Raw genomic sequence first — 16,188 nt, 5'->3', positions numbered from 1 at the left:
GCTCGGCTCCCTCCAGTACGGCGTCGAGGAGCTGCACGTACCGCTGATCCTCGTCCTCGGCCACGAACGCTGGTACGTGGCCCTCTGCAGCGGGTCAGCCCACGTGGACGCGGGGGCGCCGGTCCCGGTCCGGCTCGGCCTCGCGCAGGATCTCGCGGGTGACCGGGGCGATCTCGCCCTGGCCGAAGAGGAAGAAGCGGAGGAAGTTGGCGAAGGGGTTGCCCTCGGTCCACTCGAAGTAGACGTGCGGGCGGACGCCGGTGAGGTCGCGCGAGTGGAGCAGGAGGGCCGCGAGGCCGTTGGAGATGGAGGAGCTCTCCACGGTCAGCACGCGGTAGCGGTCGTGGAGGACCTCGCCGCGGACGGTGAGGCCGGCCTCGAACTCGGAGGGGTCGGTGACCGTCACCTCGACGAAGACGAAGTCCTCGGTGCCCGGGAGGTCGTTGTCGGCGCGGATCTGGTCCTTCTTGGCCCGGTACTCGTCGGCGTCACGGTTGCCCGGCTCGTTCGCGATGAAGCGCGGCGTGCGGTTGGAGATGTCGCGGATGAACCGCTCGGCCATGTCGTCGAGCTCGACGTGGGTGACGCGCAGCTCGAAGGCGCGGCCGAGGCGGGAGAGCAGGGAGATCAGGATGATGCCGGCGATGAAGCAGGCGCCGATCTTCACGCCGTCGGGGCGCTCGATGACGTTCACGACGGTGACGTAGAGCAGGACCGCCGAGATGGTCGCGAAGCCGATCGTCCAGCCGCGCTGGCCGGCGCGGCGGGCGGCGATGGTCACCGCGATGGCGGCGGAGGACATCAGCACGAGGACACCGGTCGCGTAGGCGCCGCCCTGGGCGTCGACGTCGGCGTCGAAGACCCACGTGACGAGGAAGGCGACCAGGGTGAAGACGATCACCATGGGGCGTACGGCGCGGGCCCAGTGCGGGGCCATGCCGTACTTCGGCAGGTAGCGGGGCATCAGGTTGAGCAGACCGGCCATGGCGGAGGCGCCCGCGAACCACAGGATCGCGATGGTCGAGATGTCGTAGACCGTGCCGAACCCGCCGCCGAGGTACTCGTGGGCCAGGTAGGCCAGCGCTCGGCCGTTGGCCTTGCCGCCCGGCTCGAACTCCTGGTGCGGGATGAGCACGGTGGTGATGAAGCTCGTGGCGATCAGGAACACGCTCATGATCAGCGCGGCCGTGGTGAGCAGCTTCTTCGTGCCCCGGATCCGGCCGGCGGGCGTGGCCTCGGTGTCGTCGGGCTCGCCCTGCACGTGCGGCATCACCGCCACGCCGGTCTCGAAGCCGGACATGCCGAGCGCGAGTTTCGGGAAGACGATCAGCGCCACGCCGACCATGACGAAGACGTTGCCGTGTTCGGTCGTCAGGGCGGTGGTCCAGTCGGTGACCACGTGGCCCTCGGTCAGGACGTGGTACATGCCGGTGACGACGACGACGGCGTTGAGGGCGAGGTAGACGGCGACGAGCGCGACGGCGACCCCGATGGCCTCCAGGAAGCCCTTGAGGAACACCGCGCCCAGCAGTGCGATCAGCAGCAGGGTGATCAGCACCTGCTTGTCCTGCAGCGCCGACTCCAGATGCGGGTTCTCCACCAGGTGGGTGGAGGCGTCCGCGGCCGACAGGGTGATGGTGATCAGGAAGTCGGTCGCCGCGAAGCCCAACAGGGTCAGCACGAACAGCTTGCCCTTCCAGAAGGACAGCAGCCGCGACAGCATCGCGATCGAGCCCTCGCCGTGCGGGCTCTCCTCCGCCACCCGCCGGTAGACCGGCAGCGCGCCCGCCAGCGTCACGATCACCAGGACGATCGTCGCCACGGGGGACAGCAGGCCGGCCGCCAGGGCCGCGATACCTGGCTGATAACCGAGGGTGGAGAAGTAGTCGACACCGGTCAGGCACATGACCCGCCACCAGGGCTGGCCCTTGTGTTCCTCGTGCGCGGCCGGTTCCTTGGGCCGCGAGGGTTTGCCCTTGCCCATGTCGGACAGGCCTTCCAGCATCCACGCGCGCAGGCGGCTGGTACGGGTGTCGGGTGGGGTGGCCATCGGGGGACTCCTGCTGTCCGTTGCACTGCTGGTCGGTTTTCGGCCATCGCACGGACGGCGGTCGAGCCAGCGTAAGCAAAGGACTCGTATGGAGCGTGCCGAAAGCCGTCAGGAAATCGTCAAGATCCCTCCGGCGGGCGTTGCGCTCGTCACATGAGGAGCGATTCAGGGTGTAGGGAGTCTGGACCGGGCCGACACTCCGAGTCCGGCCCCACCCCCGGGAATCCGGCGGATGCGGTCACTCCCGCACCGTGACCGTGAGCCGCTCCGGCCCGTGGAACACCCAGTCCGGCGCGTAGCGCACCGCCACCCGCGGCCGGGCCCCGGGCCCGAGGGCCGGCAGCCGGTCGAGCAGCTCCGCGAGGCCGGTCTCGGCCTCCGCGCGGGCGAGTGCCGCGCCGGCGCAGTAGTGGATGCCCAGGCCGAAGGCGCAGTGCCGTGCAGCGTCCCGGTGGACGTCCAGGCGGTCAGGGTCGGGGAAGCGCGCCGGGTCGCGGCCGGCCGCGCCGAGGACCAGGACGAGCCGGTCGCCGGCCCGGACCGGGTGCCCGGCGAGGACGGTGTCGCGCAGCGCCCGGCGGGTGACCATCTGGACCGGCGGGTCGTGCCGCAGGAACTCGTCCACCGCCGCCGGCCACAGCCCCGGATCCGCCCTGAGCCCGGCCCGCAGCTCCGGGCGGGCCAGCAGCGCCAGGACCGCCTTGCCGATCAGGCCGGTCGTGGTCTCGTGGCCGGCCGTCAGGAGGTGGATGCAGGTGGCCGACTGCTCCTCCGGCGACAGCGAGGTCCCCTCGGCGGCGGCCCGGACGAGCGCCGAGAGCAGATCCCCCCGGTCCCGCCCCGGCCCGCGCCGGGCGTCCAGCTCGCGCCGGAAGAAGGCGCTGAGCTCCGCGGCCGCCCGCTCCGCCGCCGCCATCCCCTCCGCGCCGCGGTCCACCCGGGTCCCGCCCGCCCGCTGCAGCGCCAGCGCCCGCTCGCGGAACCACGCCTGCCGCTCCTCCGGTACGCCGAGCACGCCGGAGATCACGAGCAGCGGGAACGGCGCCGCGAACTCGGCCACCAGATCCACGCTCTCCCGCGCCACCAGCGCGTCGGCGAGCCGCCGCGCGATCCGGCGGATCCGGGGCCGCAGCGCCGCCACCGGACCGGCGCCGAGCGGCGGCGTGACCAGGGCCCGCAGCCGGGTGTGCCGGGGCGGGTCCAGGAAGACCAGCCAGTTCTCGACGACCTGGCGCAGGACCGCGTACCCGGGCGGCAGCGGCGCCGCGGACCCGGCGCCCGGGGCCACCCGCCCGAACTCCCGGCGGGCGAGCACCCGCGCCACCTCCGCGTACCCGAAGACGTACCAGGTCGTCGGCCCGTGCGCGCCTCGCACCGGGTGCACCGGCCCGGCCTCCCGGTAGCGCCGGTAGACGGGATACGGGTCGGCCAGGTCGAGCCGGGCCGGGTCGAAGGCGGGCAGCCCGCCCGGCCCGTCGCCCAGCGCCCCGACGCTCATCCGTCCCCTCCGCGCCGCGGCAGGTCGGCTCCCCGCACCGGGTCGGCTCCCCGCTCCGGGGCCGCTCCCTGCACCGGGGCCGCTCCCCGCACCAGGTCGGCAAGGGCCGCCGGGTCCTCGGGCGGCCGCGTGCCCCGCCAGGCCACGTGCCCGTCCGGGCGGACCAGCACGTACGGCTGCTCATAGCGCCGTACGGCCTCCGGGTCGGCGCACCGCACCACCCGCAGCGGCACCCGGCGCTCCGCGAACGCCCGTACGGTCGCCGACGGCTCACCCTCGTCGTCACCGAGGTCGAGCAGCACGAACTCGTGGCCGAACAGGTCGAGCGTCGACCGCCCGGGGCCCAGCCATACGTGCGGCGCCCGCGTCCCCGGCGCGGTGGAGCGGTTCAGCGCCCCGCCGTCGGCCGCCCCCGGCCCGGCCGGCCCGACCGGATGAAGCGGCTCGACCGCGACGACCGGGGACGCGTACCGGTACGCGAAGTGCATCTCCGGCCGGTCGAACTCGCGCCGCACGTCCGAGGCCGCCAGCTCCCGGCCGAGGGCGGCCCGGGCCCGCTCGCCCAAAGGCGTGTCGTCGAGCAGCGCGGGCGAGATCCGCCGCTCCTGGGTGCGGCGCAGGTTCCGGGCGGCCTCGTCCACGCCGGCCACGGCGATCGGGCGGCGCTCGGTCTCGTACGAGTCGAGCAGCCCGGGCCCGGCCCAGCCCGCCAGCGCGGCGGCCAGCTTCCAGCCGAGGTCGGCGGCGTCGCAGACGCCCGTGCTCATCCCGAAGCCGCCGGACGGCGACAGGGTGTGGGCCGCGTCCCCGGCCAGGAAGACCCGGCCGGAGCGGTAGCGGTCGGCCACCCGGTGGGTCAGGTGCCACTCGTCGTCGGCCTCGATCTCCAGCGGGGTGTCGAGCGGCACCGCGCGCCGTACGACGGTCAGCGCGGGTTCACCGTTCGGCGGGGCGGTCAGCCGGTACACGCCCCGGCCGTCGATCGCGCGCAGCGGATAGCGCAGTCCGGTCGGCGAGGTGAGGAAGTGGACGAGCGGGGCGCGCGGCCCGAGCAGCTTCGGCAGCTCGGGCGCCCGGAAGAGGATGTTCCGCAGCACCCGGGGCGCGTGCAGTTCGGGCGTTCCGATCCCCGACGCCTTGCGCACGAACGACCCGGCGCCGTCGCAGCCGACCAGATAGCCCGCCCGCACCTCGGCGCGGACGCCGCCGGAGACGACCGTGGCGGTGACCCCGCCCGGCCCGGTGGTGAAGCCGAGGAGCCGGCAGTGGGTCCGTACCGGTCCGCCCGGATGGCAGCCGAGCCGGTCGAGGAGCAGCGGCGCCATCCAGTGCTGCGGGCAGATCGCCTCCGGCTCCGGGGTGTGCTCGGGCAGCGGACGGGTCGCGACCGTGCCGAACGGCAGCCGGTGCAGCTCGTGGCCGCCGACCGCCGTCACCCAGGCGACGTCCAGGGCGTGGTCGTCCGGCCAGCCCGCGCCGCGCAGCACGTCGGCCATGCCCCAGCGGCGGAACATCTCCATCGCGCGCGGCCCCACCGTGGTGATCCGCGGGTCGGCCGGAGTGCCGTCACCCGCCTCCACCAGCGTGAAGTCCACCCCTCGGTAGGCCAGATCGAGCGCGAGCGCCAGACCGACCGGCCCGCCGCCCACCACCAGGACGTCCGTCTCCCACACGGCCGCGGGCCGCGACGTCGTGTCGTGCGTCGTGTTCATGACTCAGCGCTCTCCCTCGGCACGTCCGCCCGACCCGGCACGGAACTGCTCCGCGTAGAAGGTCATCAACTCCGGCACCCGGTCGGGCAACCCCGCGCACTCCCGGGCCATCCGCGCGAGATGTCCGAAGCGCAGCGCGAACGCCCGCCGGGCCACATCGGGCCGGGCCAGCGCCACCGGCGGCTCCTCCAGCTCGAAGGACGGGCCGGCCGTGCGGCCCCGCCACCCCGAGTCGAGCGTCACCAGGAGCTCGGCGAGCGGCCGCATCATCCCCGTCATCACGTCGATCGCCGCGTTCATCAGCCGCGACCGGCGCAGGCTCGCGTCCGGGCTCTCCGCGAAGTGCTGCACCATCAGCTGGAGCATCAGGAAGTAGCAGCGGTTGAACAGGCGCATCACCTCGCGGGCGTGCGGGTCGCGGACCGCCGCCCGGCCCGGGTGCGCCGGATCGAGCGTCGGATTGCGCAGCGCCGGATAGGCCGGATTCCACGGCGCGCCCTGCCCGCCGGGCCCGTCCGCCCGTTCGGTCATGAGGAGTTCGCCGAGCCGTACGAAGGTGTCGTGGTGCGACTCGGGTACGGGACCGGGCGCGTCGAGCACCCCGCCCTCGCCCTGCTCGGTGACGAAGTCGACGGCGAACAGCGCGCTCGGCAGGTCGTCGACCTCCAGCTGGTAGTCCGGGTGGCGGGCGTCGACCGACCGGCCCAGGAAGAGATGGTGCTCGCCGCCGCCCCGGCCCCGCTCCACCAGGAACAGGTCCGGCACCCGGGTCAGCCCGTCGCGGATCGCCGCGTACAGCTCGCTCGGCGAACCGAACGGCGCGCCCTCGCAGCGGCGCTCGCCGTCGGGACCGCGGGAGCCGCTGCCGGAGCCACCGGCCAGCCGCTCGGGCCGCTCGATCGCGACGAACCGCTGCACGCTGCCGAGATGGAGCGGTTCGAGCGCGAAGTCCAGCGGCAGCGGCAGCCGCCCAGGCGTGCCGAAGTCGATCGCGGGGACGTGGAACGGCTCGCCCATCGCCATCAGGATGTTGTTGACGACCAGGAAGTGGATCATCTCCTCGCGGGCCACCTCGAACAGGCTGTCCCGGATCCCCCTGCTCAGCGTCTCCCCGCCGTCGCCGCAGGCCAGCCGCAGCTGCCGGGGCGTCCACACCCCGCGCCGCACGTACGCGAAACCGGCGCCGTGCGTGGGCAGCGAGTAGCCCGCGTACAGGTACTGCAGCGAGGTCGCCAGCTCCACCGTGACCGCCTGCCACAGCGCCGCCCGCAGCTGCGCCCGCGTCGTGATCCGGGGCGGCGGCGCGGCCGGCACCGGGACGGTGACCGGGAGCACCGCGCCGGCGGCCGAGCGCGCCCGCAGGTACTTCAGGAGCAGCCGGGCCTTCGGCAGGGTGAGGTCGCGGGTCGGCGGCATGTAGTACGTGCGGTCCCGGTTCGCCGGATCGCACATCTGCCAGATCAGCTTCGCGTACGTCTCGACCTTGCACCGGTCCGCGAGGCTGAACACCTCGTCGCGCATGAAGGGGTACAGCTGCTCGTAGACCGCGAAGACCTCCCGGTGCAGCAGCTCGAAGGTCGCCTCCTCCTTGAGCACGGCGTCGAGGTGCCAGTCGTCGGGCAGCACCCGGACGTGCGCGCCGCCCGCCCCCGCCCACCAGCCGAGCGCGTCCCCGTGGTCGTACGCCGCTGCGGCCCGGTCGGCGGACTCCCGTGGACAGGGCGGCAGTTCGCCGGTGTCGGCCGTGAGCAGCAGGCGCGCCGTTCCGGGGCGCGCTCCGCGCAGCGTGAACCAGCCCCGCCCCCGCTCGTCGGTCACCAGCCGGCACACGCCGCCGAACTCCGCCGGCTCCGCTTCGGCGGCTTCCTCCTCGGGGTCCGCCTTGCCTTCCTTGAGTCGGCCCGGGCGCAGCTCCACGATCGTCAGGTCCTCGCCGCGCGCGCCGGGCAGGGCCCGTGGGTTGGCGAACTGGCGGACGACGACGGTCTCGTGGGCCGCCGGCCGGCCCCGTACGCTCGCCCGCACCGCGACCTCCACGGCGTGGTCCTCGCCGCGCTCCCGGTCCGGGTGTTCGACGAGCAGCGCGGCCTCGTCGGTGACGACGACCCGCTCGCGCTCCCGCAGCCACACCGCAGGCCCGCCGGTTCCGTCCGCGCCCACCAGGCACAGTCCTTCGCCGGCGGCCCGGGCGCCGCCGGGCCCGGTCACCGGCACCGCCACGACCAGCTGGTCGTCCGGCCCGGCAGCGGGCAGCACGGCGACCAGCTCGTCCGTGACGGCCGTACGCAGCTCAAGGTCCCCGCCGGCGGCTCCCGGCCGGCCGAACGGCAGGTTGAACACCGCCTCGTCGTCCGCCACCCGCACGGAGCAGATCCGCGCGTCCCGCCGGGCTCCGCCGTACGGGACGAGCAGCCGGCCCGCCGGATGCGTGCGCGGCTCCTCCGGCCGCCAGGGGGCGATCACCCCGCGCAGCCGCCACTGCTGCGGGGAGTCGCCGGGCCCCTCGTAACCGTGCCCGGGGCTCCCCGGCTCGCCGGCGGCCTCCAGGGTGAACTGCGCAAGGAGACCGCCGTACGCCTCGACGGCGGCCCGCAGCGCGACGGCGGCCGGGGAGGGGCCGCTCCCGGAGCCGGAGGGGGAGTCCGGACCGGGGCCGCCCTCGGGCCAGTCGAGCGCGGGGCCCGCCGGGATCGCGAACTGGTACAGCACGGCGGGCGAACGGCCGAAGGCGTGCCAGCGCGGCGGCTGGAAGCCGGTCACGTCACCCAGGCACACATGCCCCGAGTCGTGCGAGCGGCCCCGCCGGCCGAGCGCGAACCGGCCGGTCATCAGCGTCGTCGTCCACGCCGAGGCGGGGTCGACGTCGAAGACCCGGGCCCGGTTGGCCGTCGTGCCCAGATACGGGTTGTAGTGCCCCCACAGGTCCACGGCCCGGCCCACGAGCGGGTCCCCGGCGAAGACCCGGTCCTCCGGTCCCGCCACGGCCGTCACCCGCGCGTCCACCGAGAAGTGCCCGTTCCCGGAGAAGTGGCCGCCGAGCGCGCCCCGTTCGCGCAAGAGGTCGTGGACGGCCGCGGCCGGCGCGTCCGCGAGTCCCTCCGGGACCAGGACCCTGTTGGTGGCCAGGTCGAGCAGACCGGCCCCGGCCGCTCCGCGCGGTCCGGTGGGCAGCCCGGTCCGCGCGGTGCCGGCGAAGTACACGCGAGGGGTGTCGAAGACGCTCATGCCGCCGCCTCCAGCCGGGTCGGGGCGGCGCGGCGGGCGCCCACGGCACCGGCGCCGAACCGCCGGTCTATGGCCCGCACCGCCTCCAGGGCCGACTCCACCGCGCCCTCGATCCAGGCCGGTTCCGAGGAGCAGTGCTCGCCCGCGAAGAACAGCCGCCCCTGCGGACGGGCCGCCCGCCGGCGCTCCTCCTCGCAGGCCGCCGCGTCCTGCCCCCAGCGGATCGTGCAGCCGCCGCCGGTCCACTCGTGCTCGCCCCACGCCATGCTGGCCACGCCCCGGACCATGCCGCGCCGCAGCACCTGCGGGTGCATCCGGCCCAGCTCGTCGAGGACCGCGCGGTGCCGCTGCCGGACCGGCAGCCTCCCGAGCAGATCGGCGTCCTCGCCGATCGTGTAGCTGGCGAGCAGCGCCGCGCCCGACCCCTCGCCCCGCCCCTCGCCCCGCGCTTCGCCGTCCGGCGGTCCGTCCTCCGCCGGCGCGGGATAGTACGTCTGCCGGATCAGGCCGCCGCTGAAGGAGGCGCCGCCGCGGATGCCCTCCCGCTCCCAGAACGGCTCGCGGACGTGCACGGCCACCTTGGTCGCCGGGCAATAATCCACCTCCCGTACGACGGCCAGCTTGTCCTCGTCGAAGCCGCCGAGGCTCATCCGGCGGAGCAGCGAGAACGGCACCGTGCAGAGGACCAGGTCGGCGCCGCGCAGCGCGGCCAGCGGGCCGCGTCCGACGCGCAGCCGCACCTGGTCGGGGGCGACGTCCAGGCCGGTGACCTCCTGGCCCAGCCAGATCGGGCCGCGGACCCGGCCGGCGAGCCGCTGCACCAGCTGGTCCATGCCGCAGGCGAGCCGGATCAGCCCGGGGCTGGTCTCGGTGAGGATGTCGTCGAGGAAACTGTTCAGGCGCGTGCCGCAGCCGGCCCGGATGCCCGGGTGGGCGGCGAAGAGCCCGTGGACGTCGATGCGGTCCTTGCCGTCGCCGAGCAGGTGGGGCGTCAGGTCGACCCGCTCGACCAGGTCGAGGAGGTTGCGGGCGAGGTCGGCGCGGAGTCCGGTGCGCAGCGCGGGCGGGGCGACGGCGTCGACGACGGCCGCCAGCCAGGCGCCGAACACGACGGTCTCCTCGCGGTAGTCGTCGCGGTCGAGCGAGGCGCGGACGTCGGCGATCAGCCGGCGCGGCGCGTCCCGCAGCCGGACGTGGCCGGTGCTGGTGGCGAGCAGGGCGTTCTCCTCGGAGAGGAGGGTGGTGAACGGCCGTACGTGGTCGAGCAGTCCGAGGTGCTCGACGTAGTGCATGGTGCGGTGGTGGTGGGTGGGCACCCGCATGGCGCCCAGTTCGACGAAGGGGGCGCCCTCGTGGGCGCCGAAGCGGTGGGTGCGGATGCGGCCGCCGAGCCGGCGGCTGCCTTCCAGGATCTCCACGCGGTGGCCGAGGCGTTCGAGTTCGTAGGCGGCGACCAGGCCGGCCATCCCCGCGCCGATGACGGTGACCGTGCCTCGGGTGCGCGTCCGGTGCTTGGACAAGGGACTCTCACTCCCGTCGCTGTGCGGTGGCTGAAGGGGACGAGGGGGCCTGTGGTGCGCGCGGGGTGCGCGGGGCCTGCGGGGCGAGCGCGGCGAGGTACGCGTCGAGGGACTCGGGCCGGTCGACGGGCGCGACCAGGCCCACGTACCCGTCCGGCCGGACCAGCCGCAGCTCACCGGGCCGGCCGAGCAGCCGTGCCTCGCTCGCGTACGCCGGGGTGACCGGCAGCAGCCGGATCGGCACGGGCCCGTCCGTACACCGCTGCTCCAGGGCCCGGCGTACGGCTCCGTCGGTGGCCCGCGCGGCGTCCACGACCAGCGTCCAGGCGTCGTACCGGAGCAGCTCGTGCAGGCGTACGGGTCCGGTGGCCGGGTCGCCGGACGTCACCGTGGCGTCGGGCATCCGGTCGCCGGCCCGGGGGCCGCGGCGGCCGTCGCCCGCGCGGCCGGCGGGGGAGCGGCGCCAGGACAGGGCGCTGTGCCGGTGGTTGCGGCCGAGGTCGCTCAACTGCCAGTCCAGGCGCCGCTGGAAGCGCTTCAGGGAGAGCGCGAGGGGCACGGCGGCGGTGAAGGCGTGGTAGCCGAGCGGCGGCAGCGGCAGCTCCATGAAGTTGAGGCGCATCTCGCGGATGTAGCGCTGCGCGAGGGCGCGCTGCTCGGTGTCGTAGGTGTCGAGGAGCCGCTCGTCGGCCTCGCCGCGGTGCACTGCGGCCAGCTTCCAGGCCAGGTTGTGCGCCCCGAGCATGCCGACGTTCATGCCGTGGCCGCCGACCGGCGCCCAGGCGTGGGCCGCGTCGCCCGCGAGCAGTCCGCGGCCGCAGCGCAGCCGGGCGGCGACCCGGTCGCTGAACCGGGCCCGGTTGAGCCAGACCGGCTCGGTGGGGGCGAGGCGCAGGTGCGGCAGCCGCGCGGTCCCGGCGACCAGGTCGCGCAGCTCGTCGAGGGTCGGGGGTGTGGTCAGGGTCGGGTCGGGGTCGTCGCGGAAGCAGAAGAAGCGGAAGCCGCCGCCGGGCAGCGGGAAGACGAGCAGCGAGCGGTGCGGGGCGAGGAAGATGTGGCCGTGGCCGGGGTGGTAGCCGTAGGGCCAGTCGGCGTGGGCGTTGCCCTGGACGACCTGGAGGCCGGCGCGCCGGCGCCCCTGGAAGGGGATGCCGAGCCGGTCGCGGACGACGCTCGTGGTGCCCTCGCAGCCGACGATCCAGGCGGCGGTGGCGGACTCGGCCGAGCCGTCGGGCCGGGTGACGGTGTACTCGGCGCGGTCGTCGTGCACCTTGACGTCGGTGACCTCGGTGTCCCACTCGACCTCGGTGCCGAGCTTGGCGAGCTCCGCGCTGAGCAGCCGCTCGATGTCGTGCTGTTCGATGTTGAGCGGCCGGCTGTGCGCCGAGCGGTGCCAGCCGGTGGCCAGCCGGCCGAGCGCCCGGCCGCCGCCGTGGATCGTCACCTCGCCCAGCTCCACGCCGTGGCGTCTGAGTGTCCCGGCGACGCCGAGGGCGTCGAGCGCCTCGGCCGCGCGCGGCCACACGACGAGGGCGCGGGCCTCGCGCTTGGCGGCCGGGGCACGGTCGACGACCCGGACCTCCAGGCCCAGCACGCGCAGGCCGATCGCCAGTGTCAGCCCGACCGGTCCCGCCCCGACCACGCACACGTCCACACCCGGCATCGGCCCACTCCCCACCCGTGTCGCATCCGTACCGTCCGCCGGAACCAGCCGCTCCGGCATGTTCCTCAGGGTGCGTGCGGATGATCACCGCCCACCAGGGCGTACGGCCCGGCGCGAGAAGCATTCGACCTGCCGATATGACTCCCTGTGCATCGGTTCTTCGGTTTGGGTGACGAGATGCGCAGAAGGGCGGGAGTAGTCGGAAGAGGCGGGAAGTCGCCGGAAGTGGCCGGAAGAGCGCGAAGCATCCGGAGTGGACTCGTCCGGACCGCTTGAAGATCATTTTGTGCGGACGCACCTTGTGACGTCCGAAGTCCCGGCCCTACGTTGCCGATACCGCACTGATCTGCACTGACCCTGGGGGAACCATGTCCGTACCACTGGCGCGCCCGGATGCTCCGGCCCGCTCCGGCGCAGCAGCCGCCGTCGGATGGATACTCACGATCGGCCTGAACATCGTGGCGCCGATCCTCACCTACGGAGCGCTCACCGACCGTGGCTGGAGCGACTTCTCGGCGCTGCTCGCCAGCGGCGCCTGGCCGGTTCTCGACACCGTCATCCACCTGGTGTGGCGCCGCAAGCTGGACGAGTTCGCCGTCGTCACCATCTTCTTCCTCGTCCTGACGGCCGTCGTCTCGCTCGTCGGCACCCATTCCGCGCGCGCCCTGATCGTCAAGGACTCCGCCGTCACCGGGCTCTTCGGCGTCCTCTGCCTCGCCACGCTCCTGGCCCCCCGGCCGCTGATGTTCTACTTCGGCCGCCGCTTCGCCACCGACGGCACGCCCGAGAGCGCCGCCTGGTGGAACGGCCTGTGGCAGTACGAGGGCTTCCGGGCGGTCCAGCGCCGCATGACCGTCGTGTGGGGCGTCGCCTACCTCGTCGAGGCCACCGTGCGCATCGCCCTGTCCTACGCGCTCTCCGTCGACGCCATGGTCGTCATCAACCCGATCCTGACCTACGGCACCCTCGGTCTGCTCATCCTCTGGACCATCCGGACGGGGCAGCGCTCCCGCGCCGAGGGCGAGGCCCGGCGGGCCGCTGCGGAGGCCGCGGCCGCCCGCTGACCCCGGGCGCTGCCCGGTAGGCGCAACTGGGCAGCGCTCGCCCCTTATGTCTCGGATAGGGTGATTCGGTAGGAATCGCGGGATGACGCCCCACGGGGCCCGGCCGATGCGTAGGTCGATGCATTGGACACTCACCAGTCGCCGAGCAGGGTTCCGCGGCCGCCCCGGGCGGCCGTCGGGTACGCGGGCGTGCTCAACGACCTGCTGCCCGTCGCCCTGTGGCGCGAGGACGCCGACGGGCGGATCGTGGAGTGGTCCCTGGCCGCCCAGGACCTGCTCGGCTACCGCCCCGAGGACGTCCTGGGCCGCTCCGCGACCCCGCTCCTCGTCCCCGTCGCCAACATCGAGCTCGCCGGCCGGCTGACCGAACGGGTCCAGGCCGGCGAGACCGTCGTCGGCACCCTGCCGGTCCGGCACCGCGACGGCCACCAGGTCGTCATGGAGATGTGGATCGTGCCCGCCGCGGACCCGGAGGGCCGCCCCGGCGCCATGCTGATCGCCTTCGAGACCTCCCAGGTCCTCAAGATGCGCGACTCCCTGGCCGCCCTCGAATCCCTCTTCACCCAGTCGCCCATCGGCCTCGCCACCCTCGGCCCCGACCTGCGCTTCGTGCGCGTCAACGACGCCCTCGCCCGGATGAACGGCGTCCCGGCCGCCAACCACGTCGGCCACCGCCTCACCGAGGTCGTCCCCGGCGTCAACGCCGGCGCCCTCGAAGCCCTCATGCAGCGCGTCCTCGACACCGGCACCGCCGTCGTCGACGCCCGCCGGGCCGGCCGCACCCCCGCCGACCCCGCCCACGACCACATCTGGTCCAACTCCTACGCACCGCTCCTCGACCACGGCGGCCGCCCGCTCGGCATCATCGCCTCCCTCATCGACATCACCGAGAGCCAGCAGGCCCACATCGAGGTCGAACGGGCCCGGCATCGCTTCGCCCTGCTCGCCGAGGCCGGCGAGCGCATCGGCACCACCCTCGACCTGCAGCAGACCGCCGAGGAGGTGGTCGCCTTCCTGGTGCCGCAGCTCGCCGACTCCGCCGACGTGCACCTCCTCGAAGCCGTCCTGGACCCCGACGAGTCCACCGCCGCCAACCGCAACGTCCTGCGCCGCCTCGCCGCCGGCTTCCCCGACCCCGGCGCCCCCACCGCACTCCTCGCCGTCGGCCAGCAGTTCCAGATCCCCTACGACTCCGTGTACGAGGACGCCATCAACCACGCCCGCGCCATGGACCTGCGCGTCGGCGACATCCCCGCGCTCATCCGCGACCCGCGCCTCGAAGCCCTCCGCCGCTACCTCGCCACCCGCATCGGCGCCGCCCGGCTCATCCCCCTGGTCGCCCGCGGCAAGGTGCTCGGCACGGTCTCGGTGACCCGGCTCCGTACCCGCGAACCCTTCGACGACGAGGAACGGGTGCTCCTCGACGAGGTCGTGGCCCGTGCCGCCCTCAACATCGACAACGCCCGCCTCTACACCACCCAGCGGCAGGCCGCCCTCACCCTCCAGCGCAGCCTCACCAACAACGCCCTGCCCGACGTCAGCGGCCTGGAACTCACCGGCCGCTACCTGCCCGCCAGCTCCCACGACGTCGGCGGCGACTGGTTCGACGTGGTCGCCCTGCCCGGCGGCCGCACCGGCCTGGTCATCGGCGACGTCATGGGCCACGGCATCCACGCGGCGGCCGTCATGGGACAGCTGCGCACCGCCGTGCGCACCCTCGCCCGGCACGACATCCCGCCCGCCCACATGCTGCGCTCGCTCGACGCCGTCGTCGCCGACCTCGGCGAGGACGAGATGGCCACCTGCGTGTACGCCGTGTACGACCCGGCGGACAACGGCTGGACCATCGCCCGGGCCGGCCACCCGCCGCCCGCCGTGGTCACCCCGGACGGCACCGTCACCTTCCTCGACGGCCCGCCCGGCACCCCACTGGGCACCGGCGCGCACGAGTTCGGCACCGAGGAGGTGGCGCTGCCCGCCGGCGGGCTGCTCGTCCTCTACACCGACGGCCTCATCGAGTCGCGTGACCGCGACATCGACCAGGGCATGGCCCGGGTCGCGCGGGCGCTGCGGGACATGGGCCGACCGCTCGACGAGCTGTGCGACGACCTCCTGGCCGGGCTCCCCGCGGGCCCGGCACAGGACGACGTCGCGATGCTGCTCGCCCGTACGACCGGCCGGTGAGGGCTCGCCGTACGACGGGCCGGTGAGGGATCAGTGGGCGGTGGTGCCGGTCTCCAGAATCGACTTCAGGTGCTGTTCGTCGCGCGGCATCTCCTTGCGGGCGGCCGGCTTCACGACGAGGGGCGCCATTACCTTGCCGATGCCATGGCCCTCGAAGTCCAGAGAGAGCGTCACGCGCGAGCGCGCACCGTTGTCGAGCGGCTCGATCGTGCCCTGGACGTCACCACGCACCGGCCCGTCCGTGCCGTGCACGTGCCAGCTGCGCGGCGGGTCCAGCTCCATGACCTGCATGGTCATGTCGTAGTGCTTCTTGCCCATCCGACGGGTGACGGTGACCTGCGATCCGACCGTGCCGGGGTCGCCGCGCTTCTGCTGCACCCTGACCGCGCTGTCCTGCCACTCCGGCAGGTGCTGGGGGTCGGTCATGTACGCGTAGACGTCCTCGGGGCGGCGCGAGATGTCGACGGAGGCGTTGATCCTGGACATGTCGCCTCCTTGCTTGCGGGAGGGGGGATCTCATCCCATCGTCCCACGGTGGTACGGGGTGCGGCAGCCGCTACGGGAGGTGCTGCCGGGAGATGGACTCGACGAGCGGGAGCAGCCGGTGGGCGACCCGCTCGCGCAGCGCGATCTCGGTGCGGGTGCGGACCACCCCGGGCAGCTGGATCAGCCGCTGGATGACGTCCTCCAGATGCCCGGCGTCCCGGGCCACCACCCGGGTCAGCAGATCGCCGCCGCCCGTGATGGAGAAGGCCTCCACGATCTCCGGCACGGTCGCGAGCGCGTCCCCCACCTCGTCCAGATGCCCCTGTGTCACCTCGATGTGCACGAAGGCCAGCACCGGGTGGCCGAGGGCCGCGGGGGAGAGCACCGGGCCCGTGGCGGTGATCACCCCGTCCCGCTCCAGCCGGTCGATCCGGGCCTGCACGGTGCCCCGGGCCACCCCGAGGATCCGGGCGTACTCGCGCACGCTGGTGCGCGGCTGCTCGATGAGGAGCCGCAGGATGCGGGTGTCGAGCTCGTCCACCGCCATGGTCCGTTGGCCTCCTTCTGGCCGTACTCCACCAACTTCGACAGTACCAATGGTCCACTGTTCACGGCGTCGGTTGAGCCACTGGGCGGAAGGGTGCTTTCCTCTTATCGGATTGGACACATGGCGCCGCGCACGCGCCGGACCGGCGACGCCGCCGGCACCCGGCCCCGCGGCGCCATCGTCATGTCGTCATCTGGTCATGTGCGAAGAGGGTGTGTGTACGGCAGCGGGGGCGGGAC

10 protein-coding genes are annotated in these 16,188 nt (G+C 74.0%); 2 read left to right on the top strand and 8 right to left on the bottom strand.

Translation table 11 applies throughout. From position 1 onward, the window contains the following. Nucleotides 1-94 precede the first annotated feature (94 nt). The 6 genes from ACWEV0_RS21650 to ACWEV0_RS21625 all read right to left on the bottom strand — a co-directional run bounded on the left by ACWEV0_RS21650 (nucleotide 95) and on the right by ACWEV0_RS21625 (nucleotide 11,668). Nucleotides 95-2,050 (bottom strand): amino acid transporter, encoded by a 1,956-nt coding sequence (locus tag ACWEV0_RS21650; protein ID WP_453151000.1) that lies wholly within the window; start codon nucleotides 2,048-2,050, stop codon nucleotides 95-97. Nucleotides 2,051-2,288: 238 nt separating this feature from the next. Continuing rightward, complete coding sequence (locus tag ACWEV0_RS21645; RefSeq protein WP_453150999.1) at nucleotides 2,289-3,548, bottom strand: cytochrome P450; 1,260 nt, start codon at nucleotides 3,546-3,548, stop codon at nucleotides 2,289-2,291. Then, on the bottom strand, nucleotides 3,545-5,260 hold the full coding sequence (locus tag ACWEV0_RS21640; RefSeq protein ID WP_453150998.1) for an FAD-dependent monooxygenase: 1,716 nt from the start codon (nucleotides 5,258-5,260) through the stop codon (nucleotides 3,545-3,547). Before ACWEV0_RS21640 ends, ACWEV0_RS21645 begins: the two co-directional genes overlap by 4 nt. Before the next feature lie 3 nt (nucleotides 5,261-5,263). Continuing rightward, nucleotides 5,264-8,485 (bottom strand): ferritin-like domain-containing protein, encoded by a 3,222-nt coding sequence (locus tag ACWEV0_RS21635; protein ID WP_453150997.1) that lies wholly within the window; start codon nucleotides 8,483-8,485, stop codon nucleotides 5,264-5,266. Continuing rightward, nucleotides 8,482-10,005: a flavin monoamine oxidase family protein gene (locus ACWEV0_RS21630; protein ID WP_453150996.1), complete on the bottom strand. Its 1,524-nt coding sequence runs from the start codon at nucleotides 10,003-10,005 to the stop codon at nucleotides 8,482-8,484. Before ACWEV0_RS21630 ends, ACWEV0_RS21635 begins: the two co-directional genes overlap by 4 nt. Before the next feature lie 7 nt (nucleotides 10,006-10,012). Further along, complete coding sequence (locus ACWEV0_RS21625; protein ID WP_453150995.1) at nucleotides 10,013-11,668, bottom strand: FAD-dependent monooxygenase; 1,656 nt, start codon at nucleotides 11,666-11,668, stop codon at nucleotides 10,013-10,015. Between the two features lie 368 nt (nucleotides 11,669-12,036). Between ACWEV0_RS21625 and ACWEV0_RS21620 the strand changes: the two genes are divergently transcribed. Next, nucleotides 12,037-12,732, top strand: coding sequence for a VC0807 family protein (locus ACWEV0_RS21620; protein WP_453150994.1), 696 nt, complete (start codon nucleotides 12,037-12,039; stop codon nucleotides 12,730-12,732). A gap of 123 nt (nucleotides 12,733-12,855) precedes the next feature. Beyond that, the gene (locus tag ACWEV0_RS21615; RefSeq protein WP_453150993.1) at nucleotides 12,856-14,916 is read left to right on the top strand and encodes a SpoIIE family protein phosphatase; all 2,061 of its coding nucleotides are present in this window, start codon (nucleotides 12,856-12,858) and stop codon (nucleotides 14,914-14,916) included. Nucleotides 14,917-14,946: 30 nt separating this feature from the next. Here ACWEV0_RS21615 and ACWEV0_RS21610 read toward each other — a convergent pair whose 3' ends face one another. Together ACWEV0_RS21610 and ACWEV0_RS21605 are read right to left on the bottom strand one after the other, a co-directional pair. Next, nucleotides 14,947-15,402: an SRPBCC family protein gene (locus tag ACWEV0_RS21610; protein WP_453150992.1), complete on the bottom strand. Its 456-nt coding sequence runs from the start codon at nucleotides 15,400-15,402 to the stop codon at nucleotides 14,947-14,949. Between the two features lie 70 nt (nucleotides 15,403-15,472). Next, nucleotides 15,473-15,949 carry an Lrp/AsnC family transcriptional regulator gene (locus ACWEV0_RS21605; RefSeq protein ID WP_451607363.1) on the bottom strand — a complete coding sequence of 159 codons (477 nt, stop codon included), beginning with the start codon at nucleotides 15,947-15,949 and terminating at the stop codon, nucleotides 15,473-15,475. Nucleotides 15,950-16,188: the final 239 nt, after the last annotated feature.

The organism is Streptomyces sp. NPDC003943 (assembly GCF_053605265.1).
This window is presented reverse-complemented; position numbering and strand designations above follow the sequence as displayed.

Excerpts from the sequence above, each read along its gene's own strand:
- ACWEV0_RS21605 (WP_451607363.1), bottom strand. The coding sequence starts at position 15,949 with ATGGCGGTGGACGAGCTCGACACCCGCATCCTGCGGCTCCTCATCGAG.
- ACWEV0_RS21610 (WP_453150992.1), bottom strand. The coding sequence starts at position 15,402 with ATGTCCAGGATCAACGCCTCCGTCGACATCTCGCGCCGCCCCGAGGAC.
- ACWEV0_RS21640 (WP_453150998.1), bottom strand. The coding sequence starts at position 5,260 with ATGAACACGACGCACGACACGACGTCGCGGCCCGCGGCCGTGTGGGAG.
- ACWEV0_RS21645 (WP_453150999.1), bottom strand. The coding sequence starts at position 3,548 with ATGAGCGTCGGGGCGCTGGGCGACGGGCCGGGCGGGCTGCCCGCCTTC.
- ACWEV0_RS21620 (WP_453150994.1), top strand. The coding sequence starts at position 12,037 with ATGTCCGTACCACTGGCGCGCCCGGATGCTCCGGCCCGCTCCGGCGCA.
- ACWEV0_RS21635 (WP_453150997.1), bottom strand. The coding sequence starts at position 8,485 with ATGAGCGTCTTCGACACCCCTCGCGTGTACTTCGCCGGCACCGCGCGG.
- ACWEV0_RS21625 (WP_453150995.1), bottom strand. The coding sequence starts at position 11,668 with ATGCCGGGTGTGGACGTGTGCGTGGTCGGGGCGGGACCGGTCGGGCTG.
- ACWEV0_RS21650 (WP_453151000.1), bottom strand. The coding sequence starts at position 2,050 with ATGGCCACCCCACCCGACACCCGTACCAGCCGCCTGCGCGCGTGGATG.